This is a genomic window from Tateyamaria algicola (genome assembly GCF_047715485.1).
Classification (GTDB): Bacteria; Pseudomonadota; Alphaproteobacteria; order Rhodobacterales; family Rhodobacteraceae; genus Tateyamaria.
Genome location: NZ_CP180422.1, coordinates 3,714,525 through 3,739,700 on the forward strand (window position 1 = coordinate 3,714,525; position 25,176 = coordinate 3,739,700).

Annotated in this window: 26 protein-coding genes and 1 pseudogene; 21 read left to right on the plus strand and 6 right to left on the minus strand. The window is 61.2% G+C overall.

Going from position 1 to position 25,176, the window contains the following annotated elements; all coding sequences use genetic code 11:
* Positions 1-32: 32 nt before the first annotated feature.
* The 18 genes and pseudogenes from ACMHLQ_RS20790 to ACMHLQ_RS20875 all read left to right on the plus strand — a co-directional run bounded on the left by ACMHLQ_RS20790 (position 33) and on the right by ACMHLQ_RS20875 (position 15,732).
* Positions 33-431 carry a DUF5333 domain-containing protein gene (locus ACMHLQ_RS20790; RefSeq protein ID WP_415402580.1) on the plus strand — a complete coding sequence of 133 codons (399 nt, stop codon included), beginning with the start codon at positions 33-35 and terminating at the stop codon, positions 429-431.
* A gap of 3 nt (positions 432-434) precedes the next feature.
* On the plus strand, positions 435-2,453 hold the full coding sequence (gene nuoG, locus ACMHLQ_RS20795) for an NADH-quinone oxidoreductase subunit NuoG (protein ID WP_415402581.1): 2,019 nt from the start codon (positions 435-437) through the stop codon (positions 2,451-2,453).
* A 23-nt stretch (positions 2,454-2,476) separates the two neighbouring features.
* The gene (locus ACMHLQ_RS20800) at positions 2,477-2,830 is read left to right on the plus strand and encodes a hypothetical protein (protein ID WP_415402582.1); all 354 of its coding nucleotides are present in this window, start codon (positions 2,477-2,479) and stop codon (positions 2,828-2,830) included.
* A 6-nt stretch (positions 2,831-2,836) separates the two neighbouring features.
* Positions 2,837-3,874: an NADH-quinone oxidoreductase subunit NuoH gene (gene nuoH, locus ACMHLQ_RS20805; protein WP_415402583.1), complete on the plus strand. Its 1,038-nt coding sequence runs from the start codon at positions 2,837-2,839 to the stop codon at positions 3,872-3,874.
* A 3-nt stretch (positions 3,875-3,877) separates the two neighbouring features.
* Entirely contained in the window at positions 3,878-4,075 is a 198-nt protein-coding gene (locus tag ACMHLQ_RS20810) for a hypothetical protein (RefSeq protein ID WP_415402584.1), read from the plus strand.
* Positions 4,076-4,077: 2 nt separating this feature from the next.
* The gene (gene nuoI, locus ACMHLQ_RS20815; protein WP_415402585.1) at positions 4,078-4,572 is read left to right on the plus strand and encodes an NADH-quinone oxidoreductase subunit NuoI; all 495 of its coding nucleotides are present in this window, start codon (positions 4,078-4,080) and stop codon (positions 4,570-4,572) included.
* Complete coding sequence (locus ACMHLQ_RS20820; protein ID WP_415402586.1) at positions 4,569-4,955, plus strand: carboxymuconolactone decarboxylase family protein; 387 nt, start codon at positions 4,569-4,571, stop codon at positions 4,953-4,955. The genes nuoI and ACMHLQ_RS20820 overlap by 4 nt, the downstream gene beginning before the upstream one ends.
* Positions 4,948-5,349, plus strand: a complete 402-nt coding sequence (locus tag ACMHLQ_RS20825; RefSeq protein WP_415402587.1) for a carboxymuconolactone decarboxylase family protein — start codon at positions 4,948-4,950, stop codon at positions 5,347-5,349. Before ACMHLQ_RS20820 ends, ACMHLQ_RS20825 begins: the two co-directional genes overlap by 8 nt.
* Positions 5,346-5,948, plus strand: a complete 603-nt coding sequence (locus ACMHLQ_RS20830; protein ID WP_415402588.1) for an NADH-quinone oxidoreductase subunit J — start codon at positions 5,346-5,348, stop codon at positions 5,946-5,948. The genes ACMHLQ_RS20825 and ACMHLQ_RS20830 overlap by 4 nt, the downstream gene beginning before the upstream one ends.
* 2 nt (positions 5,949-5,950) lie before the next feature.
* On the plus strand, positions 5,951-6,433 hold the full coding sequence (locus tag ACMHLQ_RS20835) for a hypothetical protein (RefSeq protein WP_415402589.1): 483 nt from the start codon (positions 5,951-5,953) through the stop codon (positions 6,431-6,433).
* Positions 6,430-6,918 (plus strand): hypothetical protein, encoded by a 489-nt coding sequence (locus ACMHLQ_RS20840; protein WP_415402590.1) that lies wholly within the window; start codon positions 6,430-6,432, stop codon positions 6,916-6,918. Before ACMHLQ_RS20835 ends, ACMHLQ_RS20840 begins: the two co-directional genes overlap by 4 nt.
* Entirely contained in the window at positions 6,918-7,223 is a 306-nt protein-coding gene (gene nuoK, locus ACMHLQ_RS20845; RefSeq protein WP_008553673.1) for an NADH-quinone oxidoreductase subunit NuoK, read from the plus strand. Before ACMHLQ_RS20840 ends, nuoK begins: the two co-directional genes overlap by 1 nt.
* A gap of 121 nt (positions 7,224-7,344) precedes the next feature.
* Positions 7,345-9,444 (plus strand): NADH-quinone oxidoreductase subunit L, encoded by a 2,100-nt coding sequence (nuoL, locus tag ACMHLQ_RS20850; protein WP_415402591.1) that lies wholly within the window; start codon positions 7,345-7,347, stop codon positions 9,442-9,444.
* Positions 9,444-10,985, plus strand: coding sequence for an NADH-quinone oxidoreductase subunit M (locus tag ACMHLQ_RS20855; protein WP_415402592.1), 1,542 nt, complete (start codon positions 9,444-9,446; stop codon positions 10,983-10,985). Before nuoL ends, ACMHLQ_RS20855 begins: the two co-directional genes overlap by 1 nt.
* A gap of 48 nt (positions 10,986-11,033) precedes the next feature.
* Positions 11,034-12,470 carry an NADH-quinone oxidoreductase subunit NuoN gene (nuoN, locus tag ACMHLQ_RS20860; RefSeq protein ID WP_415402593.1) on the plus strand — a complete coding sequence of 479 codons (1,437 nt, stop codon included), beginning with the start codon at positions 11,034-11,036 and terminating at the stop codon, positions 12,468-12,470.
* Positions 12,471-12,523: 53 nt separating this feature from the next.
* The gene (locus ACMHLQ_RS20865; RefSeq protein WP_415402594.1) at positions 12,524-13,273 is read left to right on the plus strand and encodes a biotin--[acetyl-CoA-carboxylase] ligase; all 750 of its coding nucleotides are present in this window, start codon (positions 12,524-12,526) and stop codon (positions 13,271-13,273) included.
* Positions 13,274-13,285: 12 nt separating this feature from the next.
* Complete coding sequence (locus ACMHLQ_RS20870; RefSeq protein ID WP_415402595.1) at positions 13,286-14,059, plus strand: type III pantothenate kinase; 774 nt, start codon at positions 13,286-13,288, stop codon at positions 14,057-14,059.
* Positions 14,060-14,063: 4 nt separating this feature from the next.
* Positions 14,064-15,732: pseudogene (locus ACMHLQ_RS20875) on the plus strand (ribonuclease J).
* A gap of 50 nt (positions 15,733-15,782) precedes the next feature.
* Here the strand turns inward: ACMHLQ_RS20875 and ACMHLQ_RS20880 are convergent.
* The 4 genes from ACMHLQ_RS20880 to ACMHLQ_RS20895 all read right to left on the minus strand — a co-directional run bounded on the left by ACMHLQ_RS20880 (position 15,783) and on the right by ACMHLQ_RS20895 (position 20,848).
* Positions 15,783-17,219, minus strand: a complete 1,437-nt coding sequence (locus ACMHLQ_RS20880; RefSeq protein ID WP_415402596.1) for a DEAD/DEAH box helicase — start codon at positions 17,217-17,219, stop codon at positions 15,783-15,785.
* A 124-nt stretch (positions 17,220-17,343) separates the two neighbouring features.
* A complete protein-coding gene (locus tag ACMHLQ_RS20885; protein ID WP_415402597.1) occupies positions 17,344-18,279 on the minus strand; it encodes a glycosyltransferase family 2 protein in 936 nt (311 codons plus the stop codon).
* Positions 18,280-18,282: 3 nt separating this feature from the next.
* Positions 18,283-19,233 (minus strand): glycosyltransferase family 2 protein, encoded by a 951-nt coding sequence (locus tag ACMHLQ_RS20890; protein ID WP_415402598.1) that lies wholly within the window; start codon positions 19,231-19,233, stop codon positions 18,283-18,285.
* A gap of 4 nt (positions 19,234-19,237) precedes the next feature.
* The gene (locus ACMHLQ_RS20895; RefSeq protein ID WP_415402599.1) at positions 19,238-20,848 is read right to left on the minus strand and encodes a peptide chain release factor 3; all 1,611 of its coding nucleotides are present in this window, start codon (positions 20,846-20,848) and stop codon (positions 19,238-19,240) included.
* Positions 20,849-21,063: 215 nt separating this feature from the next.
* Here ACMHLQ_RS20895 and ACMHLQ_RS20900 point away from each other — a divergent pair, with 215 nt between their 5' ends.
* Positions 21,064-21,429, plus strand: a complete 366-nt coding sequence (locus ACMHLQ_RS20900; protein WP_415402600.1) for a nuclear transport factor 2 family protein — start codon at positions 21,064-21,066, stop codon at positions 21,427-21,429.
* A gap of 48 nt (positions 21,430-21,477) precedes the next feature.
* Here ACMHLQ_RS20900 and ACMHLQ_RS20905 read toward each other — a convergent pair whose 3' ends face one another.
* Positions 21,478-22,044, minus strand: a complete 567-nt coding sequence (locus ACMHLQ_RS20905) for a hypothetical protein (protein ID WP_415402601.1) — start codon at positions 22,042-22,044, stop codon at positions 21,478-21,480.
* 52 nt (positions 22,045-22,096) lie between these two features.
* Positions 22,097-23,098, minus strand: a complete 1,002-nt coding sequence (locus ACMHLQ_RS20910) for a Hint domain-containing protein (RefSeq protein WP_415402602.1) — start codon at positions 23,096-23,098, stop codon at positions 22,097-22,099.
* A gap of 138 nt (positions 23,099-23,236) precedes the next feature.
* Between ACMHLQ_RS20910 and ACMHLQ_RS20915 the strand changes: the two genes are divergently transcribed.
* Together ACMHLQ_RS20915 and ACMHLQ_RS20920 are read left to right on the plus strand one after the other, a co-directional pair.
* Positions 23,237-24,016 (plus strand): SDR family oxidoreductase, encoded by a 780-nt coding sequence (locus tag ACMHLQ_RS20915; protein WP_415402603.1) that lies wholly within the window; start codon positions 23,237-23,239, stop codon positions 24,014-24,016.
* A complete protein-coding gene (locus ACMHLQ_RS20920) occupies positions 24,016-25,143 on the plus strand; it encodes a DNA alkylation repair protein (RefSeq protein WP_415402604.1) in 1,128 nt (375 codons plus the stop codon). Before ACMHLQ_RS20915 ends, ACMHLQ_RS20920 begins: the two co-directional genes overlap by 1 nt.
* Positions 25,144-25,176: the final 33 nt, after the last annotated feature.

A 25,176-nucleotide genomic window follows, 5' to 3' on the forward strand; every position in this document is an offset into this window, starting at 1 on the left:
CGTCGATGTGACGTGACAAGTGGAGAGAAACGATGCGCGCAATGACCATGGCCCTGATCCTTAGCCTGACTGCCGGAGCCTTACCGGCCAAACCGCATCTGCGGGATGTGCCTGAAATTGATGGTACAATTCTGGCTGTCGGTATCGCTGACGAAATTCGCAAGAACTGCCCGGATATTTCGGCCCGCATGCTGCAAGCCTACCTGGTTGTGAACAGCCTCAAGTCGCGGGCGCGTGATTTGGGCTATTCAGATGCCGAGATTGATGCCTACCGTAAATCCGACGCGGAAAAGGCACGTCTCAAGGGCGCGCGGCAAGCCTATCTGTCGAGCCGTGGCGTCAGTGCAGGACAGCCTGCCAGCTACTGCGCCCTCGGGCGTGCAGAGATTGAAAAAGGCGGCCAGATCGGCGCCCTATTGAGGATGAACTGACGTATGAGCAACCTCCGCAAGATCATCATCGACGGTAACGAGGTCGAGGTCGACGGGGCCATGACCCTGATCCAGGCCTGTGAAGAGGCTGGGATCGAAATCCCGCGCTTCTGTTATCACGAGCGTCTGTCGATCGCGGGGAATTGCCGGATGTGTCTGGTCGAGGTTGTCGGCGGCCCGCCCAAACCCGCCGCGTCCTGCGCCATGCAGGTCAAGGATTTGCGCCCCGGCCCCGAGGGCCAGCCGCCTGTGGTCAAGACAAACTCGCCCATGGTCAAGAAGGCCCGCGAGGGCGTCATGGAGTTCCTGCTGATCAACCACCCCCTCGATTGCCCGATCTGCGATCAGGGCGGCGAATGCGATTTGCAGGATCAGGCGATGGCGTATGGCGTGGATTTCTCCCGCTTCCGCGAGCCCAAGCGGGCGGTGGACGATCTGGACCTTGGTCCGCTGGTCGAGACTCACATGACCCGCTGTATCTCCTGCACCCGCTGCGTGCGTTTCACCACCGAGGTGGCGGGCATCGCGCAGATGGGGCAGACGGGCCGCGGCGAGGATAGCGAGATCACGTCTTACCTCGGCGAAACGCTGGATTCGAACCTGCAGGGCAACATCATCGATCTGTGCCCCGTGGGCGCGCTGGTGTCCAAGCCCTATGCCTTCACCGCCCGTCCTTGGGAACTGACCAAGACTGAAAGCATCGATGTGATGGACGCCCTTGGTTCCTCCATCCGCGTGGACACGAAGGGGCGCGAAGTTATGCGGTTCTTGCCGCTGAACCACGACGGCACGAATGAGGAGTGGATTTCCGACAAGACCCGTTTTGTCTGGGACGGCCTGCGCCGCCAACGTCTGGACAAGCCCTATATCCGCGAAAACGGCAAGCTGCGCCCCGCGACCTGGCCCGAAGCACTGGGCAAAGCGGCCGAGGCGATCAAGGGCGCATCCAACCTTGCCGGCCTTGTGGGTGACCTGGCCCCGGTCGAGGCCGCCTATGCGCTGAAAGATCTCGTCGAGGGGCAGGGCGGTATCGTCGAGTGCCGTACCGATGGCGCCAAACTGCCCAGCGGCAACCGGGCCGCTTATGTCGGCACAGCCTGCATTGAAGATATCGAAGACGCCGAAGCGATCATGTTGATCGGGTCCAATCCCCGCCTTGAAGCGCCCGTGCTCAATGCCCGCATCCGCAAGGCGTGGACGCGTGGCGCGAATGTCGGCGTGATCGGTGAGGCTGTGGACCTGACCTATGACTACAACCACATCGGCACGGGCACCGACACGATCACCGAACTGCTGGGCCGCGATCATTCGGCCGTCGCGGAAAAGCCATCGCTGATCATCGTGGGGCAGGGGGCATTGACGCGCGGCGACGGTGCTGCGGTGCTGGCGGCGGCGCAAGCGCTTGCCGAAAGCACGAAGTCGGGGCTGCTGATCCTGCACACCGCCGCTTCGCGTGTGGGTGCGATGGATGTGGGGGCGACAAACCCCGACGCCATGGCCGCGGTCGACAAGGCGGACGTGATCTACAACCTCGGCGCGGACGAGATCGAAATCGCCGACGGTGCCTTTGTGATCTACCAGGGCAGCCACGGGGATCGCGGTGCGCACCGCGCCGACGTGATCCTGCCGGGTGCGGCCTATACCGAAGAGGGCGGCCTGTTCGTGAACACCGAAGGACGGCCGCAACTGGCCGCACGCGCCAGCTTTGCCCCCGGCGAGGCCAAGGAAAACTGGGCCATCCTGCGCGCCCTGTCGGGCGAGATGGGTGCCGCGCTGCCCTATGACAGCCTCGCTGCATTGCGTCAGGCCATCGTCAAGGCACACCCGCATCTCGGCGACATCGACGTTGTGGCCGAAAACAGCGGCGATACGCTGGAACAGGGCAAGATGGAGGGCGGCACGCTGACCTCGACCATCACCGATTTCTACCTGACCAACCCGATCGCGCGGGCCAGCCAGTTGATGGCCGAACTCAGCGCGAACGCAAAGGCACGCAAAACGGAAGCCATGGCCGCCGAATGAAGGCTGCGTGGTTCATAACCTGCATGCCTTTGGCCGCCTGTGATACCGTGCCGACGGCCGAGCAGTTCATCCCGGACTATCGCGGGGTGGAAACGACCTTGCTGGCCGACGATCTGGTGCAGTTCAATGTGTCGATGACAAACGCGCTGAGCGCGCAGGATGTCAGCAACTATGCCGAATGCGCCGCCGCCGGATACACTTTGATCCGGGGCTGGGGATTTGCGCGTCATTTGCGCACAAATGTTGACGAAGAGGCTGGCGTGTGGACGGCGGATGCTGTTTACACCATCTCGCCAGCTCTGCCGCGAGGGATCAAGACAATCGACGCAGAAGTCGTGTCTGCATCCTGTGCGGAGAAGGGAATACCGACGGTGTGAGGACTGATGGCTGATTTCTTTACCACTCCGGGCGGCATCGCCGTCCTTATCCTGGCCCAGGTGCTTGCTGTCGTGGCGTTCGTCATGATTTCGCTGCTGTTTCTGGTCTATGGCGACCGCAAGATCTGGGCGGCTGTCCAGATGCGGCGCGGACCCAACGTTGTGGGGGTCTATGGCCTGCTGCAAACCGTGGCGGACGCCCTGAAATACGTGGTCAAAGAGGTCGTTGTGCCTGCGGGCGCCGACAAGACCCTGTTCATGCTCGCCCCGTTGACCAGCTTCGTGCTGGCCATGGTCGCCTGGGCCGTGATCCCGTTCAACGAAGGCTGGGTGCTATCTGATATCAACGTCGCCATCCTTTATGTCTTCGCCATCTCCTCGCTCGAGGTTTATGGTGTGATCATCGGTGGATGGGCCTCGAACTCGAAGTACCCGTTTCTTGGGTCGCTGCGCTCGGCCGCACAGATGATCTCTTACGAGGTCAGCATCGGCCTCATCATCATCGGTGTGATCCTGTCCACAGGATCGCTCAACTTCGGCTCGATTGTCACTGCGCAAGACACGTCCTACGGCTTCTTTGGTTGGTACTGGTTGCCGCACCTGCCCATGGTGTTCCTGTTCTTTATTAGCGCACTGGCTGAAACGAACCGCCCGCCCTTCGATCTGCCCGAGGCGGAATCGGAACTGGTTGCGGGGTATCAGGTCGAATACTCGTCGACACCCTTCCTGCTGTTCATGGCGGGCGAGTACATCGCTATCTTCCTGATGTGCGCGCTGATGTCGCTGCTGTTCTTTGGCGGCTGGCTGTCGCCGATCCCCGGCCTGCCGGATGGCGTGCTGTGGATGGTGGGCAAGATGGCGTTCTTCTTCTTCCTGTTTGCGATGATCAAGGCGATCACGCCCCGCTACCGCTATGACCAGCTGATGCGGATCGGTTGGAAAGTCTTCCTTCCGTTCTCGCTGTTCTGGGTCGTCTTTGTCGCCTTCGCAGCCAAGTTCGAATGGTTCTGGGGCATCTATGCCCGCTGGCCCATGGGAGGCTGATGAATGAGCGCACTCGCCAATGCCATCCAGACCACATCGCGCCATGATCTCGAGGATCTGACGGCCTTTGTGGTGGCTGAATGCGAGATGTGTACTCAGGATGCGGACGGCAAGATGATTGATATCGAGAACGCAAATGTAATCGCGGCCCTCAAGGCCTGGGCCTACATGCACCTCAACGATGGATCGCAGGGGGAATAACGATGACACAGATGGACTACGGACGCGCCGCCAAATACTTCCTGTTGCAGGATTTCTGGGTCGGCATGCGCCTTGGCCTGAAATACTTTTTTGCGCCCAAGGCAACGGTAAACTACCCGCACGAAAAGGGGCCCTTGTCCCCACGTTTCCGTGGCGAACACGCGCTGCGCCGCTATCCCAATGGGGAAGAGCGTTGCATCGCATGCAAGCTGTGCGAAGCGATCTGCCCCGCGCAGGCCATCACCATTGATGCCGAACCGCGCGAAGACGGCAGCCGCCGCACCACGCGCTATGACATCGACATGACCAAGTGCATCTATTGCGGGTTCTGCCAGGAGGCATGCCCGGTGGATGCCATTGTCGAGGGTCCAAATTTCGAATTCAGCACCGAGACGCGGGAAGAGCTGTACTACGACAAGGACAAGCTTCTGGCCAACGGCGAACGCTGGGAAGCCGAGATTGCGCGCAACCTCGAACTGGATGCGCCCTACAGATGAGCCTAGACGAGCCCATATATGCACGCGGCAAAGAGCTGTCAGAGCAGGTGAACCCCGGCATGGAGGAGGCGCTTGCAGCCCGCTATGACGCGCTGGTGCCGGGCCTATCCCGCATGGTGGTCGAAGTGCCTTATGGCACGTTCTATGCGCGCGGCGTTGTGGATGAAAAGACACGGTTGCTGGCCACGGTGGCTGCGCTGACAGCGCAGGGCGGTCAGACCAAGCCGCAACTCAAGGTCAATATTGCCAGTGCGCGCGCCGTCGGTGCCAGCCGCGAGGAAGTCTGCGAGATCATCTACCAGATGACCCTCTATGGCGGCTTTCCGGCGATGATCAACGGGCTGAACGCAGCCATCGAAGTGTTCGAGGCCGAAGATGACTGAGACCCCGAACCCCTTTGCCGCGATGATGGCGCAGGTGCAGGAGATGACAAAGTCGTTTCCCCAGATGAGCGCGTTTGACCCCAAGGCGATGGAGGCGATGTGGCCCACCATGCCCAAAGAGGTGATGGAGACATGGTTTGGCAACGCGCTCAATGAAAACGGGCTGGATGCCAAGACGCGGCTGCTGATCACCCTAGCGGGCCTGACCATGCAGGGTGCGCAGGCCGACACCGCCGTGCGCCAGACCGTACGCCACGCGCGCGAGGCCGGGGCGACCGACCAACAGATTTCCGAGACCCTGGGCATGATGGCGATGTTCGCCGGTGTGCCCGCCATGACCCGCGCCATGGAACTGGCGCAAGAGGTCATGGGCGACGACGAGGACAAGACATGAGCGTATTTGCCTTTTACCTCTTTGCGATCTGCGTGATCGCGGGCGGCCTCTTTACCGTGATCAGCCGGAACCCGGTCCATTCGGTGCTGTGGCTGATCCTGGCCTTCCTGTCCTCGGCCGGTCTGTTCGTGCTGCTGGGGGCCGAGTTCGTGGCGATGCTGCTGATCATCGTCTATGTGGGTGCGGTTGCGGTGTTGTTCCTGTTCGTCGTGATGATGCTGGACGTCGATTTTGCCGAGCTCAAGGCCGAGATGGCCAAGTACATGCCGCTCGCACTGCTGATTGCCCTCGTGATCCTGATGCAGTTCGTGCTGGCCTTTGGCGCATGGGAAAGCAACGCCGCCGCCGAAGGGCTGCGTGCGCAGGTAACCCCTGTCGATCGCCACAATACCGAGGCTTTGGGCCTGATCCTCTATGACCAGTACTTCCTGTTGTTCCAGCTGTCGGGTCTGATCCTGCTGGTCGCCATGGTTGGCGCCATCGTGCTCACACTGCGCCACCGCGAAGACGTCAAGCGCCAGAACGTGCTGGAGCAAATGTACCGCGACCCGGCCACCGCGATGGAGCTGAAAGACGTCAAACCGGGGCAGGGGCTGTAAGCTTGATCCAGCGGTGCGCATATCTGACGGCAGCGATTGCGCTGATCGGGGGTGAGGCTTTGGCCTTGTCCCTGACAGATTGTGATCGCACCACGCATATCTCTCATGGTGGCGAAACGGCGCATATGGACCTGGGCGAAGGCCGCGTGATGTGGCGCGACTGGTGGAGCCAGGAGGGGACGGCGACGTCCTTTTCTGTGGTCGACTGCGCGCCCGGCATGGCGCTTACCTTTCGCACGGCCGAGGACAACATGGGCACCCGCCTGCCGTTTGACCGGACCGACAAGGCGCTGGCCGTGATCGACCATCACGAGAGCGGCGCGCGCGCCTTCGCCACGTTCGAGAGAATGGCAGCGGACCTCGACGGCATCGCACGCGACATCGACATCATCACACTGGATGCAGAGCCCTGTGCCTGCGCCGCGCTCTACCCCGATGCCCGGGGTAACAAGACAGAATTCATCGCGAAGAAAGTGGCGCAATGAGATTTGTTCTATCCACTGCGATGTTGCTTTCCGTACTTTTCACAAGTGCTACAAACGCCACGGACTTCGACGTCTGCCATGAGGCAGAAGAAACATCGAGCACGATCACGCGAGACCATGCGGATCTGGGTGGCGGGGTAGTGACCTATGTTACTGGAAGTTTTGGATGGGGTATCGGCGCGAGCACTCTCACCGTAGAAGCCTGCGCCAATGGGGACACGGTGCACGCGACGTACCGCTTGGACCAAATAGACACTGTGACCGGAAAACAGGTCCGAGCGTTCGATGTCAGCGAGGCGTTTGATGCAGTTTGGAACGAAGCTGTCACAAGTGATGCGAACGTCACTTTTGAAATGCTTGAAACTCGTTTTTCGGGAGTCGGTGCCGAAGTGACGCGCTCTGTGAACGAATGGGAAAGCTGTGCGTGCCATCTCGCGTACCCTACGCTGCGCGGCACAAAAGAAGAATTTGATCGGATAAGATGATGATAGGACTTGAGCATTACCTGACCGTCGCGGCGACACTGTTCGTCATCGGCATCTTCGGGCTTTTCCTGAACCGCAAGAACGTGATCATCCTGCTGATGAGCATCGAATTGATGCTGCTCGCGGTGAACATCAATCTTGTGGCGTTCTCGTCCTTCCTCGGCGATCTGGTGGGGCAGGTGTTTACGCTGTTCGTCCTCACTGTCGCCGCTGCCGAGGCCGCGATTGGCCTTGCCATCCTTGTTTGTTTCTTCCGCAACCGCGGGACCATCGCCGTCGAAGACGTCAACGTGATGAAGGGCTGACAAGATGAGCCTCGCAATGTGGATCGCGATTTTAGTTTCCGGTGTCGGGGGCGCGGCGGCAGTGCTGTATTTCGCCTGGCCTGACGTGGCCGGCACAGAAGAAGACAAGGGTTAGCGCACAATGGAAACCATCATCCTCTTTGCCCCGCTGGTTGGCGCGCTCTTGTGTGGGTTCGGCTGGCGCATCTTTGGCGAGACGGCCGCGCAGTGGATCGCCACGGGCCTCTTGTTCCTGAGCGCAATCCTGTCCTGGATCGTCTTCATTACGTTCGATGGCACAACCGAAAGCATTCAGATCCTGCGCTGGATCGAGTCCGGCAGCCTGAGCACCGATTGGGCCATCCGCATGGACCGCCTGACGGCGATCATGCTGATCGTGATCACCACCGTCTCCAGCCTCGTGCACCTCTACAGCTTTGGCTACATGGCGCATGATCCGCAGTGGAAAGACGGCGAAAGCTACAAGCCGCGCTTTTTTGCCTACCTGTCCTTCTTTACCTTTGCGATGTTGATGCTGGTGACAGCCGACAACCTCGTGCAGATGTTCTTTGGCTGGGAAGGCGTGGGCGTCGCCTCCTACCTGCTGATCGGGTTCTACTATCGCAAACCCTCTGCCAATGCCGCGGCGATCAAGGCCTTCGTGGTCAACCGTGTGGGTGATTTCGGCTTTGCCCTTGGTATCTTTGGCCTCTTCTTCCTTGTCGATTCAATCAAGTTCGACGACGTGTTCGCGGCCGCACCGACGCTGGCTGAGACACAACTGACCTTCCTGTGGACCGAGTGGAACGCGGCCAACCTGATCGCATTCCTGCTGTTCGTTGGCGCGATGGGCAAATCGGCGCAACTGTTCCTGCACACATGGCTGCCAGACGCGATGGAAGGCCCGACGCCGGTGTCGGCCCTGATCCACGCCGCGACCATGGTGACGGCGGGTGTGTTCCTTGTCTGCCGCATGTCGCCGGTGATGGAATTCGCACCCGAGGCGATGGCTTTCGTCACATTCCTGGGGGCTGCCACGGCCTTCTTTGCAGCGACCGTGGGGCTGGTGCAGACCGACATCAAGCGCGTGATCGCCTATTCGACCTGTTCGCAGCTGGGCTACATGTTCGTCGCCGCAGGTGTCGGCATGTACTCGGCGGCCATGTTCCACCTGCTCACGCACGCCTTTTTCAAGGCGATGCTGTTCCTTGGTGCCGGGTCAGTCATCCATGCGATGCACCACGAGCAGGACATGATGAACTATGGCGGCTTGCGTAAAAAGATCCCCTATACCTTTGCGGCCATGATGATCGGCACGCTGGCCATCACCGGTGTCGGTATTCCCGTCTGGATCTTCACACTCGGAGACATCCCCATCGGCTTTGCGGGTTTCCAATCCAAGGACGCGATTGTGGAAAGCGCCTTTGCTGCGGGCACGGGCTTCAGCTTCTGGGCGCTGGTCATCGCAGCCCTGTTCACCAGCTTCTATTCGTGGCGCCTGATGTTCCTCACCTTCTACGGCGAGGCGCGGGGTGACAAACATGCCCATGATCACGCCCATGAAAGCCCCAAGACGATGCTGGTGCCACTGGCCGTGTTGGCCATCGGTGCCGTGTTGGCAGGCATGGTGTTCTACAAACCCTTCTTTGGGCACGTCGATCAGGTCGCCAAATTCTACGGCATTCCCTATGCCGAAGAAGGCGAGGACCACGCCGTAATTGTGACACCGCGCGACAAGGCCGCCACCAAGAAAGACGGCGAACACCACTATGTCTTTGCGGGCAAACCGGGTGAGGGTGCCCTCTATATCGGCGAGGACAACACCGTTCTTGATGACGCGCACAAGGTGCCGTACTGGGTGAAAACCTCGCCCTTTGCGGCGATGCTGATCGGGTTCCTGTTCGCCTATTGGTTCTACATCAAGAACCCGGAGCTGCCCAAGCGTCTGGCCGAGAACCAGCGCCCGCTCTACCTGTTCCTCAAGAACAAGTGGTATTTTGACGAGCTCTACGCCTTCATCTTCATCCAGCCCGCGCTGTGGATCGGCAAACAGCTGTGGAAGAAGGGCGATGGCGACGTCATCGACGGGACAATCAATGGCGTGTCCATGGGCATCGTGCCCTTCATCACACGCCTCGCGGGCCGTGCGCAGTCCGGCTACATCTTTACCTATGCCTTCGCCATGGTGATCGGGATTGCGGTCCTCGTCACCTGGATGACGCTCAGCGGAGGAGCGAACTGATGGACAACCTTCTTTCCATCGTCACCTTCATGCCTGCGTTGGCGGCCCTGATCCTGGCCGTGTTCCTGCGCGGCGAAGACGAGGCAGCGCAGCGCAATGCCAAATGGGTGGCGCTGGCCACCACCGGCATCACCTTTGTGGCGTCCCTGTTCATCCTGTTCGAGTTTGACCCCAACGACACCGGCTTCCAGTTCGTGGAAGAGGGCGAGTGGATCATGGGCCTCAGCTACAAGATGGGGGTGGACGGTATCTCGGTGCTGTTCGTGATGCTGACCACCTTCATCATGCCGCTGGTCATTGCCGCGTCCTGGTCTGTGACGGACCGCGTCAAGGAATACATGATCGCCTTCCTGCTGCTGGAAACGCTGATGCTCGGCGTGTTCATGGCGCTGGATCTGGTGCTGTTCTACCTGTTCTTCGAGGCTGGGCTGATCCCGATGTTCCTCATTATCGGCATCTGGGGCGGTGCGAACCGCATCTATGCGAGCTTCAAGTTCTTCCTCTACACCTTCCTCGGCTCGGTCCTGATGCTGGTGGCAATGGTCGGCATGTATGCCGATGCGGGCACCACGGATATCGAGGCGCTGCTAAACCACAATTTCGCGACCGAAACGTTCAGCCTGCTGGGCATGCAGGTCATTGGCGGGATGCAGACCATCCTGTTCCTCGCCTTCTTTGCCAGCTTTGCCGTCAAAATGCCGATGTGGCCTGTGCACACGTGGCTGCCTGACGCGCACGTGCAGGCCCCGACGGCAGGTTCTGTCGTGCTGGCGGCCATCCTGCTGAAGCTGGGCGGCTATGGGTTCATCCGCTTTTCCATCGGCATGTTCCCTGTCGGGTCTGACGTGATGGCGCCGCTGGTGCTGTGGATGTCGGCCATTGCCATTGTCTACACCTCGCTTGTGGCGCTGGTGCAGGAAGACATGAAAAAGCTGATCGCCTATTCCTCGGTCGCCCACATGGGCTTTGTGACCATGGGCATCTTTGCGGCGAACCAGCAAGGGCTGGACGGGGCAATCTTCCAGATGCTGAGCCACGGCTTCATCTCCGGCGCGCTGTTCTTGTGTGTCGGCGTGATCTATGACCGGATGCACACGCGCGAGATCGACGCCTATGGCGGCCTCGTGAACCGGATGCCGGCCTATGCGCTGATCTTCATGCTGTTCACCATGGCAAATGTGGGCCTGCCAGGTACCTCGGGCTTTGTCGGTGAATTCCTGACGCTGATGGCAGTGTTCCAGGTCAACACCTGGGTGGCTGCAGTTGCGACCACCGGTGTGATCTTCTCTGCCGCCTATGCGCTCTGGCTCTATCGCCGGGTGGTGATGGGTGATCTGATCAAGGAAAGCCTGAAATCCATCACGGATATGAGCAGCCGCGAACGCGCGATCTTTGCGCCGCTGGTGGTTATGACGATCCTGCTGGGGGTTTATCCGGCGCTGATCCTCGACATCATCGGGCCGTCTGTGGCCGCCCTTGTGACCCAATACGACACGGCACTGGCCGCGGCCGAGGCCGCGACGCAGTTTGCCGAGAATTAAGGAACGGAGGATTTATGTCCTACCGCTTCGCTACTTGAGGACGACGATATGTCTGCTGATCTGACCATTATCCTGCCCGAAATCCTGCTGGCCGTGTTCGCCATGCTGGGCCTCGTCGGCGCGGTCTATACTTCCAAGGATGGGCTGGCCTCGCCGCTGCTCTGGGCCACGGCAGCGGTGTTCCTGGCTGTTGCCGCGTGGATCGGCGTGACGGGCGAGGGCACCAACATCGCCTTCAACGGCATGTTCGTCGATGACGGGTTTTCCCGCTTTGCCAAGGTCACGATCCTGATTTCTGCGGCTGCCGTGCTGCTGATGAGCGAAGGATACATGTCGGCCAAAGGCCTGTTGCGCTTTGAATACCCGATGCTAGTCGCGCTGGCTGCTGTGGGCATGATGATGATGGTGTCCGCAGGCGACCTGATGGCGCTCTACATGGGCCTCGAGTTGCAATCGCTCGCGCTCTACGTCGTGGCTTCCCTGCGCCGCGACAGTGTAAAATCGACCGAGGCGGGCCTAAAGTATTTTGTGCTCGGCGCGCTGTCTTCCGGCCTGCTGCTTTACGGTGCTTCGCTGGTCTATGGCTATGCGGGCACCACGCTGTTCTCGGGCATCGTACAGGTTGCGCAGGATGATGTGTCCATTGGCCTGCTCTTTGGTCTTGTCTTCCTGATGGCAGGCTTTGCCTTCAAGGTCTCTGCCGTGCCGTTCCACATGTGGACACCGGACGTCTACGAAGGCTCGCCCACACCGGTCACAGCCTTCTTTGCCACCGCCCCCAAGGTCGCGGCGATGGCGCTATTTGCCCGCGTGATGCACGACGCCTTTGGCGGCGCGGTGGCGGACTGGCAGCAGATCATGGCGCTGCTGTCGGTGCTGTCCATGTTCCTCGGCGCCTTTGCCGCGATCGGGCAGACCAACATCAAACGTCTGATGGCATTCTCGTCCATCGCCCATATGGGCTATGCGCTGATGGGGCTGGCCGCGGGCACCGTGCTGGGTGTGCAGGCGATGCTGGTCTACATGGCGATCTATGTGACGATGAACGTGGGCACTTTCGCCTTTATCCTGATGATGGAAAAAGACGGGCAGCCCGTCGTCGAGATTTCGGCGCTGAACATGTATGCCAAACGGGAACCGGGCAAGGCGCTGGCGATGCTGATCCTGCTCTTCTCTCTTGCGGGTGTGCCGCCCATGCTGGGCTTTTTCGGCAAGTTCTACGTGCTGCGCGCCGCTTACGAGGGCGGCTTGGCCTGGCTGGCGATTGCCGGTGTGATCGCTTCGGTCATCGGGGCCTATTACTACCTGCGCATCGTCTTCTTCATGTATTTCGGCGAAGCGTCCGAAGACCGCCTGAACGGGGGCAAGTCTCCGGTTCTGTGGGCGATGTTGATGGGCTCGGCCTTTGTCATGATCTTCGGCATCATCAACATGTTTGGTGTCGATGGCGCGGCAGCAGCCGCAGCGGCGACATTGGTGAACTGAGCGGGCGTGGCCGAGCAACCTGTTGAGGTGGACGGTTTGAAAGCGCAGGCGACATGACCGTCTGGCCAACGGGCTATGGGCGGCGCGTGCTTGAAACCGTCGATTCCACCCTGAGCGAAGCGGCGCGGATCGCGCCGGGATTGGCGGGGCCCGAGTGGATCCTCGCCTTGTCCCAAACCGCAGCACGCGGACGACGCGGGCGCGCTTGGGAAATGCCAAAGGGCAACTTTGCTGGCACACTGGTGATGCCCATGGGCGAGGCGCCCGGACAGGCGGCCCTGCGATCTTTCGTCATCTCGCTGGCCCTGCGTGACGCCTTTGTCGCCGCAACGGGGCGCGAGGATGCCTTTGCGCTCAAATGGCCTAACGATGTCTTGCTGCGCGGCGGCAAGGTCGCAGGAATATTGCTGGAAAGCATCGGGGCAGGGGCGCAGGTCAGCCATCTGGCCATCGGGGTCGGTGTGAACCTCGCCGCCGCACCGGGCGCGGATCAGGTCGAGGCAGGGGCGCTGCGCCCTGCCGCGTTGAAATCCGAACTCGGCGTGGTGATCACACCCGAGGATTTCCTGGATCTGCTGGCCGCAGCATATGCCCGGCATGAGGATCAGTTTCGCACCTACGGCTTTGCCCCGATCCGCACTGCTTGGCTGGCCCATGCCGCGCGGCTGGGCGAAACCATCACCGCCCGCACCACCCGCGATACCCATGTCGGCACCTTCAGGGATGTGGACGGCGATGGGCAACTTGTTCTAGAGACCGCCAAGGGCCGGATCACCATCCCGGCCGGAGACGTCTATTTCTGAAGGGGGCGACCCATGCTCTTGGCCATCGATTGCGGCAACACCAACACCGTGTTTTCCATTTGGGACGGCGAGGCATTCATCGGTACCTGGCGCACCTCGACCGAGTGGCAGCGCACGGCGGACCAGTACTATGTCTGGCTGTCCACGCTGATGAAATTCCAGAACATTGACGTCACGATCACCGACATGATCATCTCGTCCACCGTGCCGCGTGTGGTGTTCAACCTGCGTGTGCTGGCGGATCGCTATTTCAACACACGCCCCATCGTGGTGGGCAAGCCCGATTGCCTGCTGCCCGTGGGCGTGCGGGTGGATGAGGGGACACAAGTTGGCCCCGACCGCCTTGTAAACACGGTGGCGGGTCACGATCTATACGGCGGTGATCTGATCATGGTGGATTTCGGCACCGCCACCACCTTTGATGTGGTCGACACCGATGGCGCCTATGTGGGTGGTGTGATCGCCCCGGGCGTGAACCTCAGCCTCGAGGCGCTGCACAGTGCCGCCGCCGCCCTGCCGCATGTGGACATCACCAAACCGCAGGCCGTTGTGGGCACCAATACGGTGGCCTGCATGCAGTCTGGCGTGTTTTGGGGTTACGTCGGATTGGTGCGTGAGATATGTGCCCGAATTAAGGCGGAGCGCGCCCGCGACATGCGCGTCATTTCAACCGGGGGGCTGGCACCGCTGTTTCAGCAGTCCGAAGCCCTCTTTGACGATTATCAAGACGATTTGACGATGCATGGCCTGACGGTCATCCATCGCTATAACAAGGAAAATAACTGACAAAATGAGCAGTGAACGTTTGATCTACCTGCCCCTTGGGGGGCGGGCGAAATTGGCATGAATGCCTATGTGTACGGCTATGGCAAACCCGATCAGGAACGCCTGATCGTGGTCGACCTTGGCGTGACCTTTCCCGATATGGACAGCAGCCCCGGCGTGGATCTGATCCTGCCCGACATCACCTGGCTGGCCGAGCGCAAGGACCGCATCGACGGCATCTTTGTCACCCACGCGCACGAAGACCATGTGGGCGCCATCGCCCACACCTATGAACAGTTGCGCGCCCCGATCTATGCGCGCCCCTTCACCGCCAATATCGCGCGCCGCAAGATGGGCGAGCATGGGCACGATGAAGAGGCTGTGCGCATCGTGGCCGGATGGCCCGATCAGGTGCAGGCGGGGCCGTTCAAGGTTGGCTTTCTGCCCATGTCCCACTCGATCCCCGAAAGTGCGGCGCTGATCATCGACAGCCCCGAGGGCCGTCTGATCCACTCCGGTGACTTCAAACTGGATGAAACGCCGGTTGTGGGCGAACCCTTTGATCCCGACCTCTGGGCTGAGGTCAGCAAGGACGGGGTCAAAGCGCTGATCTGTGACAGCACCAACATCTTTTCCCCCACCCGGGCCGATCCGAAGAAAGCGTAGGCCCCGAGATCGAAAAGCTGGTGCGCGGTCATACGGACGGGATCGTGGTTGCGACCACCTTCGCCTCCAACGTGGCGCGGGTCAAAACGCTGGCAGAGGCGGGTGCGCGGGCAGGGCGCTCTATCGTGCTGCTGGGCCGGGCCATGCGCCGCATGATCGAGGCGTCGATTGAAACCGGCGTTCTCAAGGACTTCCCGAGCGTGGTCAGCCCCGAAGACGCCCGCAACATACCCCGTGAAAACCTGATGCTGCTGGTGACGGGATCGCAGGGCGAACGGCGTGCCGCCTCGGCACAACTGGCCAATGGCAAGTATATGGGGCTGGAGCTGAAAGAGGGCGACCTGTTCCTGTTCTCCTCCAAAACCATCCCCGGGAATGAGCGCGGCGTGATCCGTATCATGAACCAGCTGAGCGAGAAGGGCGTGGATGTGGTCGATGATTCCTCTGGCCTTTATCACGTGTCTGGCCACGCGAACCGGCCTGATCTGGAACGCTTGCAGGACATCGTGAACCCGCAAATCGTGGTGCCCATGCACGGCGAACACCGGCACCTGCGCGAGCATGTGAAACTGACCGAGGGCAAGGGGCGTCGCGGCGTTCTGGCCGTGAACGGGATGATGATCGATCTGTCGGGCAATGCGCCCAAGGTGGCCGAATACATCGAAACCGGGCGGACCTACCTTGATGGTTCGGTGCAGATCGGGGCGCTGGACGGCGTTGTGCGCGATCGGATCCGCATGGCGCTGAACGGGCATGTGCTGGTGACGCTGATCCTGGATGAAGAGGACGAGCCCCTGGGCGAGCCATGGTGCGAGACCATGGGCCTGCCGGAAACGGGCCGTTCGCGTGCCGCGCTGGTCGAGGTGTTGGAAGAGGACCTGAGCCAGTTCCTGGGCCGGGCCGATGCCAAGACGCTGCGCGACGATGACAGCCTGACTGAGGCTTTGCGGCGCATCGTGCGCAAGTCCGGACAGGACGAGATCGGGAAAAAGCCGGAAGTCACGGTGGTGATCAGCCGAATGCACTGACAAAAAAGGCGGGCACAAAGGCCCGCCTTTTTCTTTTTATGCGTAGGGGTTTAGCCCGCGCGGCGTTCCTCGAAACTCAGTTCGATAAAGCTGGGGGTGTGATCGCCCAGGCCCACGACCTTGTTGCCACCGCGATCATCGCTGCGGCTGCGCGAGGAAGACGAAGACCGGCTCCGGCTCGAACTCGTCGACTTGGTGCTTGCGGGTTTTGGCTCGGGGGCGGTTTCCACGGGTGTGTCTGCCGGCGCTGCCTCTGCCTTTTTCGCCGTCGTCGATTTGCGCGGGGCGCGTGTCGATTTCGGCTTTTCCTCTGCCTCTGCCTCGGCTGGCGTGGACGATTTCAGCGGGTTGTCGATCCGGGGGATTTCCTTCTGGATCAGCTTTTCGATGGCGTCGAAGTTCTTTTCGTCGCGCGGCACACAGATCATCATGGCCTTGCCTTCACGGCCCGCACGGCCCGTGCGCCCGATGCGGTGCACGTAGTCTTCGGCATGGCTGGGCACGTCGAAGTTGAACACGTGGCTGACCGAGGGCACATCCAGCCCGCGCGCGGCCACATCGGAGGCGACGAGGAAGCGCAGTTCGCCATTGCGGAACCCTTCAAGCGTGCGGGTCCGTTGCGACTGGTCCAGATCACCGTGGATTGGGGCGGCGTCATATTTGTATTTCTTCAAGGACTTGGCGACGATATCCACATCCGTCTTGCGGTTGCAGAAGATGATCGCGTTGGTGCACTTTTCGCCCTCGGCGTCGATCAGCATCCGCAGCACCTTGCGCTTTTCGGATGCCTCGCGGTCTTTGCGCGATCCCTTGAACATGACCACGGCCTGCTCGATCGTCTCGGAAGCAGTGGCCTGACGGGCGACCTCTATCCGCTCGGGGTTGGACAGGAAGGTGTTGGTGATCCGCTCGATCTCTGGCGCCATTGTGGCGGAGAAGAACAGCGTTTGCCGGGTGAAGGGTGTGAGGCCGAAAATGCGTTCGATGTCAGGGATAAAGCCCATGTCGAGCATGCGGTCAGCCTCGTCCACGACCATGACCTTCACGTCATTCAGGATCAGCTTGCCACGTTCGAAATGGTCCAGCAGTCGACCCGGTGTGGCGATCAGAACGTCCACACCCTTGTCGATCAGGATGTCCTGTTCCTTGAAGCTCACCCCACCGATCAGCAGCGCCTTGGTCAGCTTGACGTGCTTGGCATAGGTGTCGAAATTCTCGGCCACCTGGGCGGCCAATTCGCGCGTGGGGCACAGCACCAGGCTGCGCGGCATGCGCGCACGGGCGCGGCCACGGGCGAGCTGGGTGATCAGGGGCAGGGTAAAGCTGGCGGTTTTGCCGGTGCCGGTCTGGGCGATGCCCAGCACGTCGCGCCCTTCGAGCGCGGGGGGAATCGCACCTGCCTGAATGGGGGTCGGGCTTTCATAGCCGGCCTCTTCAATGGCTTTCAGCACCTTTGGATTCAGGTTCAGATCAGAGAATTTTGTCATGTATGTCCGTAAGTTGCGGACACTGACTTGGCCCGCGGCGTATCGTGCTGTCGGCCCGCATGGCCCAAGAGGGGGCGCCTCGCCCCGACATGCTGCGCGTCCATAGCAAAGGTGCCGCGTGGCGTCAAACAGGGGCGTCGGGGAAGTGTCGCGCCAAAGCCGCATCCAGACCCAGATCGATGGTGCGCAAAAGACCATGCGCATTCAGCCGTGCGCGCAAGTCCGGGCTGTCGCCGATCACCTCGTCGTAAAAGGCGCGCAAGCCATCCTCGCCCTGATCGGCCTCGAGCCAGCGGAACAGATCATGGAGCGACATGCCGCCATGTTCGGGCTTGATCGCGGCCTTCAATTCGGCCCGGTACGAGCCTTGCGCGACGCGGTAAGCATAGGCTGCGCGCCAGCCGTCCCAGGATTTCGCATGGGCATGGGCGAGATCGATTTGCACCAGTTCGGCGGCATCGGGCAGCATTTCCTCGGCCTGGTAGGCGTTGTGGATGCGGATGTACATGTCGTCCAAGCCTGTGCGGACAAACAGTTTTCCCGCTACGTGGCTCAGGAACCCGCCCTTCAGGTGTTGCCCGAAGGTGGGGTAGATGTCGTTGACAATGGCGCGGCGTGCACCGTTGGCGGGGATGAAGGCCTTGAAGGCCGTTGCACTGCCGCCCAGCAGCTCCATGGGCCGGACGCGAGCGGAGGTCACATCGTCGGTAAGGCGGCCAAGTACGTCCGATACGGGGCTTTGCGGCACAAGGAATTCGTCCACATCCATGTGGATCAGCCAGTCGACTTCGGCGCGGCGATTATAGGCATGGGTCGCATTCAGGGTCTGGCGCACCTGATGTTTCGCGGGGCGTTTGCCCACCAGCCGTTTCCAATGGGCCGTGTCGCAGACCTGCACCCGCACCTTGGGATGGGCCTTGAGCGGGGCGTAGGCGTCCGGATTGTCATCGTCGAGATAGATGTAGAGCCGGTGCGCGCCCAGTTCGAGATGGTAGGCGGCAAAGCGCAGGATCTCGGGCGCGGGCGCGAGGATGGTGGCGGTCAGACCCCATGTGGTCAAGGTTCAGCCCTCCAGCTTGCCGAACAGCCGCGCAACCTTGGCATCAAGGTCCAGATGGGCTGTGATCAGCATGTCATGGGCCGCGAGGAGGTCAAGCCGTTCGGGGCTGGCCACGCACATTTCCGTATGGAAGGCACGCAGGGCGTTCGGGTCGGGGTCGTCCATCAGCACGCGGATCAAATGGCCCAAAGGGTTCAGGGTGCCCTGGCGGTCATGATAGCTGCCCATTTCGAGGCGGTAAGCCATATGCTTTTGAAACGTCTCGAAATCCGGCGCATGTGCGTGGCCCAGTTCCAGCCCTTGCACCGTCGCGCCACCGCGCACGATTTTGCCCTGATGGCGCAGCGCGTGGATTCCAAGGCGGATGTTGTGCAGACCTGTGCGGGCGATGATCTTGGGGCTGCGGGTGCTGATGAAGCCACCTGGCACGTGCTCACCAAAGGTCGGGTAGATGGCCCGCTTGACCGCCCCCGAAGCAGGACGTTTGAAGTAGTGAGGATCGCCGGGGCTGTCCATCATCTCGCAGGGATAGATCGTCACGTGGGTGGCGTGCGGATCGATGGCGGCGAGCAGATCTGGCATGGGGGCGGGCGGCATCAGGTACTCGTCCACGTCAATATGGGCGAGCCAATTGAGCTGCGTCATCTTGTAGGCGCGTGTGGCGTTGAAGGCCTGGCGCATCTGGTGCGTCTCGCGCGCGCGGTTCGGTTTGCCCTGCCAGTAGGCGTCGTCGCATTGGGTGAAGCGGACGCGCGGGTGGGCGAGCCTGTCGGCCAATGCCGCGTCGGGCTGGTCAAGGTGGACGTGGATGCGGTGCACGCCCAGGTCGAGGTGATGGGCGAGGAAACGGGCGAGTTGACGCAGCGGTGCCTTGACCGTAGTGACAATGCCCCACCGCAGGTTTTTTGGATTTTTTTCAACCGGTTGCGGGACGGGCAGAGTGTAGGGAGTCACCGGATCAGACCATCATTTCCTTGGTCGCAGTCAGGGTCACATCCGGGTAGTCGCGGGCCACGCGGTCGATATCCCATTGCAGACGGGTGAGGTAGACGATGTCACCGTCATGGTCGTGCGCGATATGCTGTTTGTTGGCGTCCATGAACTTGTCCACGGCCTGTTTTTCCCCGCTAACCCAGCGTGCGGAGATGAATTGCGAGCCTTCGAACCGCACGGGCAGGCCGTACTCCAGCTCGATCCGGCTGGCCAGCACCTCAAATTGCAGCGCGCCGACGACGCCCACGATAAAGCCCGAGCCGATGGACGGCTTGAACACTTTTGCAGCCCCTTCCTCGGCAAATTGCATCAGGGCCTTTTCCAGATGTTTCGCCTTGAGCGGATCACCGGCCCGCACCGTTTGCAGCAATTCCGGCGCAAAGGACGGGATGCCCGTCACTCGCAAGGCTTCCCCTTCGGTCAAGGTGTCGCCAATGCGCAACTGCCCGTGGTTCGGGATGCCGATGATGTCGCCCGCCCAGGCCTCTTCGGCCAACTCGCGATCGGAGGCGAGGAACATGACCGGATTGGAAATTGCCATGGGTTTCTTGGTGCGCACATGGGTCAGTTTCATGCCGCGTTTGAAGTGGCCTGAGGCCATGCGCAGAAAGGCGACGCGGTCGCGGTGCTTGGGGTCCATGTTGGCCTGCACTTTGAAGACAAAGCCTGAAACCTTTGATTCCTCTGGAGAAATCTGGCGCGGTTCTGCCTTTTGCACCTGCGGTTCGGGGCCGTAGGTGGCGATGCCGTCCATCAGTTCCTTGACCCCGAATGAGTTGATGGCCGAGCCGAACCAGATCGGGGTCAGCGTGCCTTGCAGCATTGCCACGGGGTCAAGCGGCGGCAGCAATTCGCGTGCCATTTCAAGCTCTTCTCGCAACTGGTTCAACTGCGCCTCGGGCACATGTTCAGCCAGTTTCGGATCGTCCAGCCCGTTGATCTCGATGCTTTCGGCGACCTTGTTGCGGTCGGCGCGGTCCATCAGCTCGAGCCGGTCGCGCAGGATGTCATAGCACCCGATAAAGTCACGCCCCATGCCGATGGGCCAGGAGGCTGGGGTCACGTCAATGGCCAGGTTTTCCTGAATTTCATCAATGATCTCAAAGATATCCCGGCTCTCGCGGTCCATCTTGTTACAGAAAGTCAGGATCGGCAGATCGCGTAGGCGGCAGACCTCAAACAGTTTCTGTGTCTGGCTTTCCACACCTTTGGCGCCGTCGATCACCATGACGGCCGCATCCACGGCCGTGAGCGTGCGATAGGTGTCTTCGGAGAAGTCCGAGTGGCCGGGCGTGTCCACAAGATTAAAGCGGAACGTATTGTTTTTATTCTCGAAATCAAAGGACATGGCCGAGGCGGAAACGGATATCCCACGATCCTTCTCCATCGCCATAAAGTCGGAGCGCGTGCGCCGCGCCTCGCCCTTGGCGCGGACCTGTCCGGCCATCTGAATGGCCCCGCCAAAAAGCAGGAATTTCTCGGTCAGCGTCGTCTTGCCCGCGTCCGGATGCGAGATGATCGCAAAGGTGCGGCGGCGGGCGATTTCGGGGGGCAGTTTGGGGCGATTATCCAACATGACAGCCCTATATCCGGGGTGCCGGGACGGGGCAAGCGGCGCTGACACAACCCCTGTTCATCAACATCATCGGCGAGAGAGGCGCAGTCCGCGATTGCGAAGACGCGATACAGCGCCAACCCCCGCGTACTGAGAGGGCAGCAAGGCATCCTGACAGAAACTGACAGTGGGTGCGCGTAGTGTCGCGGCACACTAACCCCCGAAGGAGAACCCTTATGTCACTGATGGATGTTGCGAACGAATTGGTCGCTGGCTGCCGCGAAAACCGCACGACGGAAAATCTGGAAAAGCTGTACGCCGCTGATGCAGTGTCGGTCGAGGCCATGGACAATGGCATGGGCCGCGAGGTGCAGGGACTGGAGGCGATCCGGGGCAAGCATGATTGGTGGGATTCCACCTTCGAGGTGCTGGATGCGAATGTGTCCGACCCGATGCCCAATGGCGACGACCGCTTTGCCGTGATTTTTGAGTTGAAGGCCAAGCACAACGAAAGCGGCGAGGTCAGCGATATGAAAGAGGTCGCGCTCTATACCGTCGCGAATGGCAAGATCTCACGCGAGGAGTTTTTCTACGGGATGTGACACCGTGCCAGCGTTGCCTGCTCCTTAAAGTTCAGGAGAGGTCGAACTTCAGCCGCATACTGAAGCGATCACTTCTGCATGAAAGGCGCGGCAGCGCCGCCAGGGTTTGGTCACCTTTTGCATAGGTGCCACCAAGTGCATAGGACGCAGCACCCAACCGCGTCGAATGATCGCCTGAATCTGCACAGTTTGAAGCTGTCGAAATGCGTAGCCTGTGTTGACCGCAGTCAGGATGCACCCGGTATCCTGCAGCGAAAGTCCGAGGAAAGCTGAACCCTCCCCATCATTTGTGCGACGAACGGTGGTGCCGATCTCGGAGGGAGGGACTTGGAACGTGTAGAACGCAACAAGCGGTTTGTCTGTTGAAAGCTCGAATGGAATGCCTTCGGGCCAGGCGCTCTGACTTTTGACATATCCAGCGCGCAGCAATGCGGCATCACTGATACCAGTGGGGCTAAGCGCCGTCAGGCACGCAGCGGTTGCCGCATCGATTGCGCCAGCGATGCGCGCGGACGAAGTGCCGGGTGTGGTCGCATTGGCACTTGGGCTGGTTGTTTCAGGATTGCACGCAGACAGCGCGAAAACGGAAAGGGCTGCAATAACATGGATTTTCATGGTGTTGGACAATAGTCGGCACGTCCTACGGACACAACCTTTGCGTGTGTGTCTACCGCGTGCTGGCCCTGCGCAAAATCTCTGCGGCATCGGGCCGGTCGAGCAGGGTTTCGGTCACGTCCAGGCCCGACAGCCCCGCATCGGTGTGCTGGGTCAGCCTGGCGCTGACCTCGTCCGGGACAACGGGTTTCGTGCGCGTGTCGATCAGCATCGATTCGGCGGCGATCCCTTCGGCATAGATGATCTGATGCGTGTCAAAGAGCAGTTCGAAATAGTCGACAAAGCCGCCATCCTGCACCGTTACGCTGTCTCCGTTCACCAGGTGACGCGCCTTGACCAGCAGTTCAGAGCGGCCTGCGCCAAGGCGATCCTTGCGCTGGTAGATGAACAGCCGGTGATCTGGCGAGACGATAAGATCGCGGTCGTTGTTGAGCGTACCCGCCCGGATGCAGATGGGAGCGAAATCGCCCACCGCGCGGACGGTGGACTGGCCGATCCAGCGTACTTCCTGCGCGCCATCGTTGCGGGTCAGCACCCGGTCACCGACGGCCAGTGCCTCGATCGGGCGTTGCGCGCCCGAGGCAAGCGTGATGTGCGTGCCGCGCGTGAACCGTGCGCATGTCAGGTGGGCGAGTTTGGCGCGCACCTGCTCTGTGTCGATGCCGACCAGTGCGTAGGGCGTGCGTGGGGCCAGACGGACCGTGGGCAGCAGGTAGATTTCTGCGATGTCACCGGCGCTGTCGACCTCGACAAGCACGATGGCGTCGGTGATCTGCCCGTCGGGCGACATCAGCGTCAACGCGCAGTCAAGGTGAATGGCCGAGCCCGGCGCGCCCAGGGTACTGCCATCGGCCACCGTCAGATGCGTATCGTCCGTGGCATGCAGCGACAGGCGCTGCGGATTGGCAAGACCCGAGAGCGAATAGACATCGTCCAGCATCAGATCGCCCTCGCACGACAGCGGGTCGCCCAGATTGGCCCCTTGGCTCACCACAAAGTCTGCCGCCCGGAATACGGGCAGGCTTTGGGCGGGAAGGGGGCGCTGGTCGGTCATGGTGGGATATTCAACTGCCTGTTTAGACACCGACCTAACCTAGAATTGTGGCAGGCTTCGGTCAACGGTTCGGTCTTTTGCTGGCGCAGCCGTGCAGAGGCCGTTACCTCTGGGCCGACAAGACAAGGGAGAGACGAGATGGATCTGGGAATTGCGGGCAAGCGGGCGGTTGTATGTGCGTCGTCCAAGGGCTTGGGCCTCGGCTGTGCCGAGGCGTTGGCGGATGCGGGTGTGCATCTGGTGATGAACGGGCGTGGTGTGGATGCGCTGGAGGCCGCAGCAGAGGCCATTCGCGCTGCCTACGGCGTTGAAGTGGTGACCGTCGCGGCGGATGTGACCACAGAGAACGGGCAGGCCGCCCTGATCGAGGCGGCAGGCGATGCTGACATTTTGGTCAACAACGCAGGCGGCCCGCCCCCCGGCATGTGGCACGATTGGGACCGCGCCGATTTCATTGCAGCCCTTGATGCCAACATGCTGACCCCCATCGCCCTGATCAAGGCATTGGTGCCGGGCATGATGGACCGCGGCTGGGGCCGGGTGGTCAACATCACTTCGCAATCGGTCAAGGCGCCGATCCCCGTGCTGGGCCTGTCCAATTCGGCCCGTGCGGGTCTGACGGGCTATGTGGCCGGCACCTCGCGCCAGGTGGCGAACAAGGGTGTGACGATCAACAACCTGCTGCCGGGTATCCACGCCACCGACCGCGCCGATGCCTTGGATGGCGGTGTGGTCGCGGCCCAGGGGATCACGCTGGAAGAGGCCCGCGCGCAACGTGCCGCCACCATTCCGGCGGGGCGCTATGGCACGCGAGAAGAGTTCGGAGCGGCCTGCGCCTTCCTGTGTTCGCAGCATGCAGGCTTCATCGTGGGTCAAAACCTGTTGCTGGATGGTGGCGCGACGGTGGCGACGATCTGATGGCCAAGGCGGCGCCGACTTTTTCGTTGAAGGATCAGCTGTTTAACGAAGGGTCTTTAGGTGATCTGGCAGATGAATTTGCCGGGGCCGTGCCCGGCTTTGACCGGGATGGATTTCACGCGACGGCCCTTGGGGGCGTGGCAGAACGGTCGCTGCTGGAGTGTCTCGACTGGTTTGCCGATTGTCTGGAACCCTATCTGGCGGACGATTTTCCGGCCATGGCCGATCAGCTGGAGGCAGCAATGCCTGCCCGTCTTGACCCGTCTTTGCGCGACGATGATTTCGGGCGGTTCATCCACGCGGTGCCGGGGGTTCTGGCCGTGCGCCACGGGCTGGAGGATCATCGCGAGCGGGCGCTGGACCTATTGCATGCCGCCACGCAGCGGTTTTCGATGGAATTCTACGTCCGCGCGTTCCTGAACCGCTGGCCCGAAGAGACATTGGCGCGGCTGGATCAATGGGTCGCGGATGAGAACTACCATGTGCGCCGTTTGGTGAGCGAGGGGACGCGGCCCAAACTGCCTTGGGCGCGCAAGGTGGAGCTGACTTTGGATCAGACCTTGCCATTGCTGGACCGCTTGCAGGGTGATGGGACGCGCTTTGTGACCCGCTCGGTCGCCAATCACCTCAATGACGTGGCCAAGTCCGAACCCGATGCGGTGTTGGGACGTTTGGAGGCTTGGGAGGCGGCGGGCACACAAGCGGCAAAGGAGCGCGACTGGATGCGCCGCCACGCCTTGCGCACACTGGTCAAGGATGGGCATCCGGGCGCTATGGCGATGCTGGGATACAGGGGCGATGCGCCCGTCGCGGTGTCTGTTGACGTGGCCACACCACGTGTGGCGCTCGGGCAGGCCCTCGACTTTGCCGTGACTTTGGAGGCGGCGGAGGCGCTGCCCGTGCTGGTGGACTACCGCATCCGCTTTGCCCGGCCCGGTGGGAAGACAGGCGAGAAAGTGTTCAAGTTGAAGGTGGCGGAGGTCAAACCCGGTAAGCCACTGGTGCTGAAGAAGACACACAAGCTGAAGGCCAATGCGACCACCTTCGAGCTGCATCCCGGGGCCCACGGGCTGGTGGTGCAGGTCAACGGGGTGGACCGCGCCGAAGCCACGTTCGAGATTGTGTGAGGTCGGCGGGTGGCTCTGTTTGCTGACGCAAAG

What these genes read in the sequence shown, in the direction of transcription:
- ACMHLQ_RS20790 (WP_415402580.1), top strand. Translation starts at nt 33, where the DNA reads ATGCGCGCAATGACCATGGCCCTGATCCTTAGCCTGACTGCCGGAGCC.
- nuoG (WP_415402581.1), top strand. Translation starts at nt 435, where the DNA reads ATGAGCAACCTCCGCAAGATCATCATCGACGGTAACGAGGTCGAGGTC.
- ACMHLQ_RS20800 (WP_415402582.1), top strand. Translation starts at nt 2,477, where the DNA reads ATGCCTTTGGCCGCCTGTGATACCGTGCCGACGGCCGAGCAGTTCATC.
- nuoH (WP_415402583.1), top strand. Translation starts at nt 2,837, where the DNA reads ATGGCTGATTTCTTTACCACTCCGGGCGGCATCGCCGTCCTTATCCTG.
- ACMHLQ_RS20810 (WP_415402584.1), top strand. Translation starts at nt 3,878, where the DNA reads ATGAGCGCACTCGCCAATGCCATCCAGACCACATCGCGCCATGATCTC.
- nuoI (WP_415402585.1), top strand. Translation starts at nt 4,078, where the DNA reads ATGACACAGATGGACTACGGACGCGCCGCCAAATACTTCCTGTTGCAG.
- ACMHLQ_RS20820 (WP_415402586.1), top strand. Translation starts at nt 4,569, where the DNA reads ATGAGCCTAGACGAGCCCATATATGCACGCGGCAAAGAGCTGTCAGAG.
- ACMHLQ_RS20825 (WP_415402587.1), top strand. Translation starts at nt 4,948, where the DNA reads ATGACTGAGACCCCGAACCCCTTTGCCGCGATGATGGCGCAGGTGCAG.
- ACMHLQ_RS20830 (WP_415402588.1), top strand. Translation starts at nt 5,346, where the DNA reads ATGAGCGTATTTGCCTTTTACCTCTTTGCGATCTGCGTGATCGCGGGC.
- ACMHLQ_RS20840 (WP_415402590.1), top strand. Translation starts at nt 6,430, where the DNA reads ATGAGATTTGTTCTATCCACTGCGATGTTGCTTTCCGTACTTTTCACA.
- nuoK (WP_008553673.1), top strand. Translation starts at nt 6,918, where the DNA reads ATGATAGGACTTGAGCATTACCTGACCGTCGCGGCGACACTGTTCGTC.
- nuoL (WP_415402591.1), top strand. Translation starts at nt 7,345, where the DNA reads ATGGAAACCATCATCCTCTTTGCCCCGCTGGTTGGCGCGCTCTTGTGT.
- ACMHLQ_RS20855 (WP_415402592.1), top strand. Translation starts at nt 9,444, where the DNA reads ATGGACAACCTTCTTTCCATCGTCACCTTCATGCCTGCGTTGGCGGCC.
- nuoN (WP_415402593.1), top strand. Translation starts at nt 11,034, where the DNA reads ATGTCTGCTGATCTGACCATTATCCTGCCCGAAATCCTGCTGGCCGTG.
- ACMHLQ_RS20865 (WP_415402594.1), top strand. Translation starts at nt 12,524, where the DNA reads ATGACCGTCTGGCCAACGGGCTATGGGCGGCGCGTGCTTGAAACCGTC.
- ACMHLQ_RS20870 (WP_415402595.1), top strand. Translation starts at nt 13,286, where the DNA reads ATGCTCTTGGCCATCGATTGCGGCAACACCAACACCGTGTTTTCCATT.
- ACMHLQ_RS20880 (WP_415402596.1), bottom strand. Translation starts at nt 17,219, where the DNA reads ATGACAAAATTCTCTGATCTGAACCTGAATCCAAAGGTGCTGAAAGCC.
- ACMHLQ_RS20895 (WP_415402599.1), bottom strand. Translation starts at nt 20,848, where the DNA reads ATGTTGGATAATCGCCCCAAACTGCCCCCCGAAATCGCCCGCCGCCGC.
- ACMHLQ_RS20900 (WP_415402600.1), top strand. Translation starts at nt 21,064, where the DNA reads ATGTCACTGATGGATGTTGCGAACGAATTGGTCGCTGGCTGCCGCGAA.
- ACMHLQ_RS20905 (WP_415402601.1), bottom strand. Translation starts at nt 22,044, where the DNA reads ATGAAAATCCATGTTATTGCAGCCCTTTCCGTTTTCGCGCTGTCTGCG.
- ACMHLQ_RS20910 (WP_415402602.1), bottom strand. Translation starts at nt 23,098, where the DNA reads ATGACCGACCAGCGCCCCCTTCCCGCCCAAAGCCTGCCCGTATTCCGG.
- ACMHLQ_RS20915 (WP_415402603.1), top strand. Translation starts at nt 23,237, where the DNA reads ATGGATCTGGGAATTGCGGGCAAGCGGGCGGTTGTATGTGCGTCGTCC.
- ACMHLQ_RS20920 (WP_415402604.1), top strand. Translation starts at nt 24,016, where the DNA reads ATGGCCAAGGCGGCGCCGACTTTTTCGTTGAAGGATCAGCTGTTTAAC.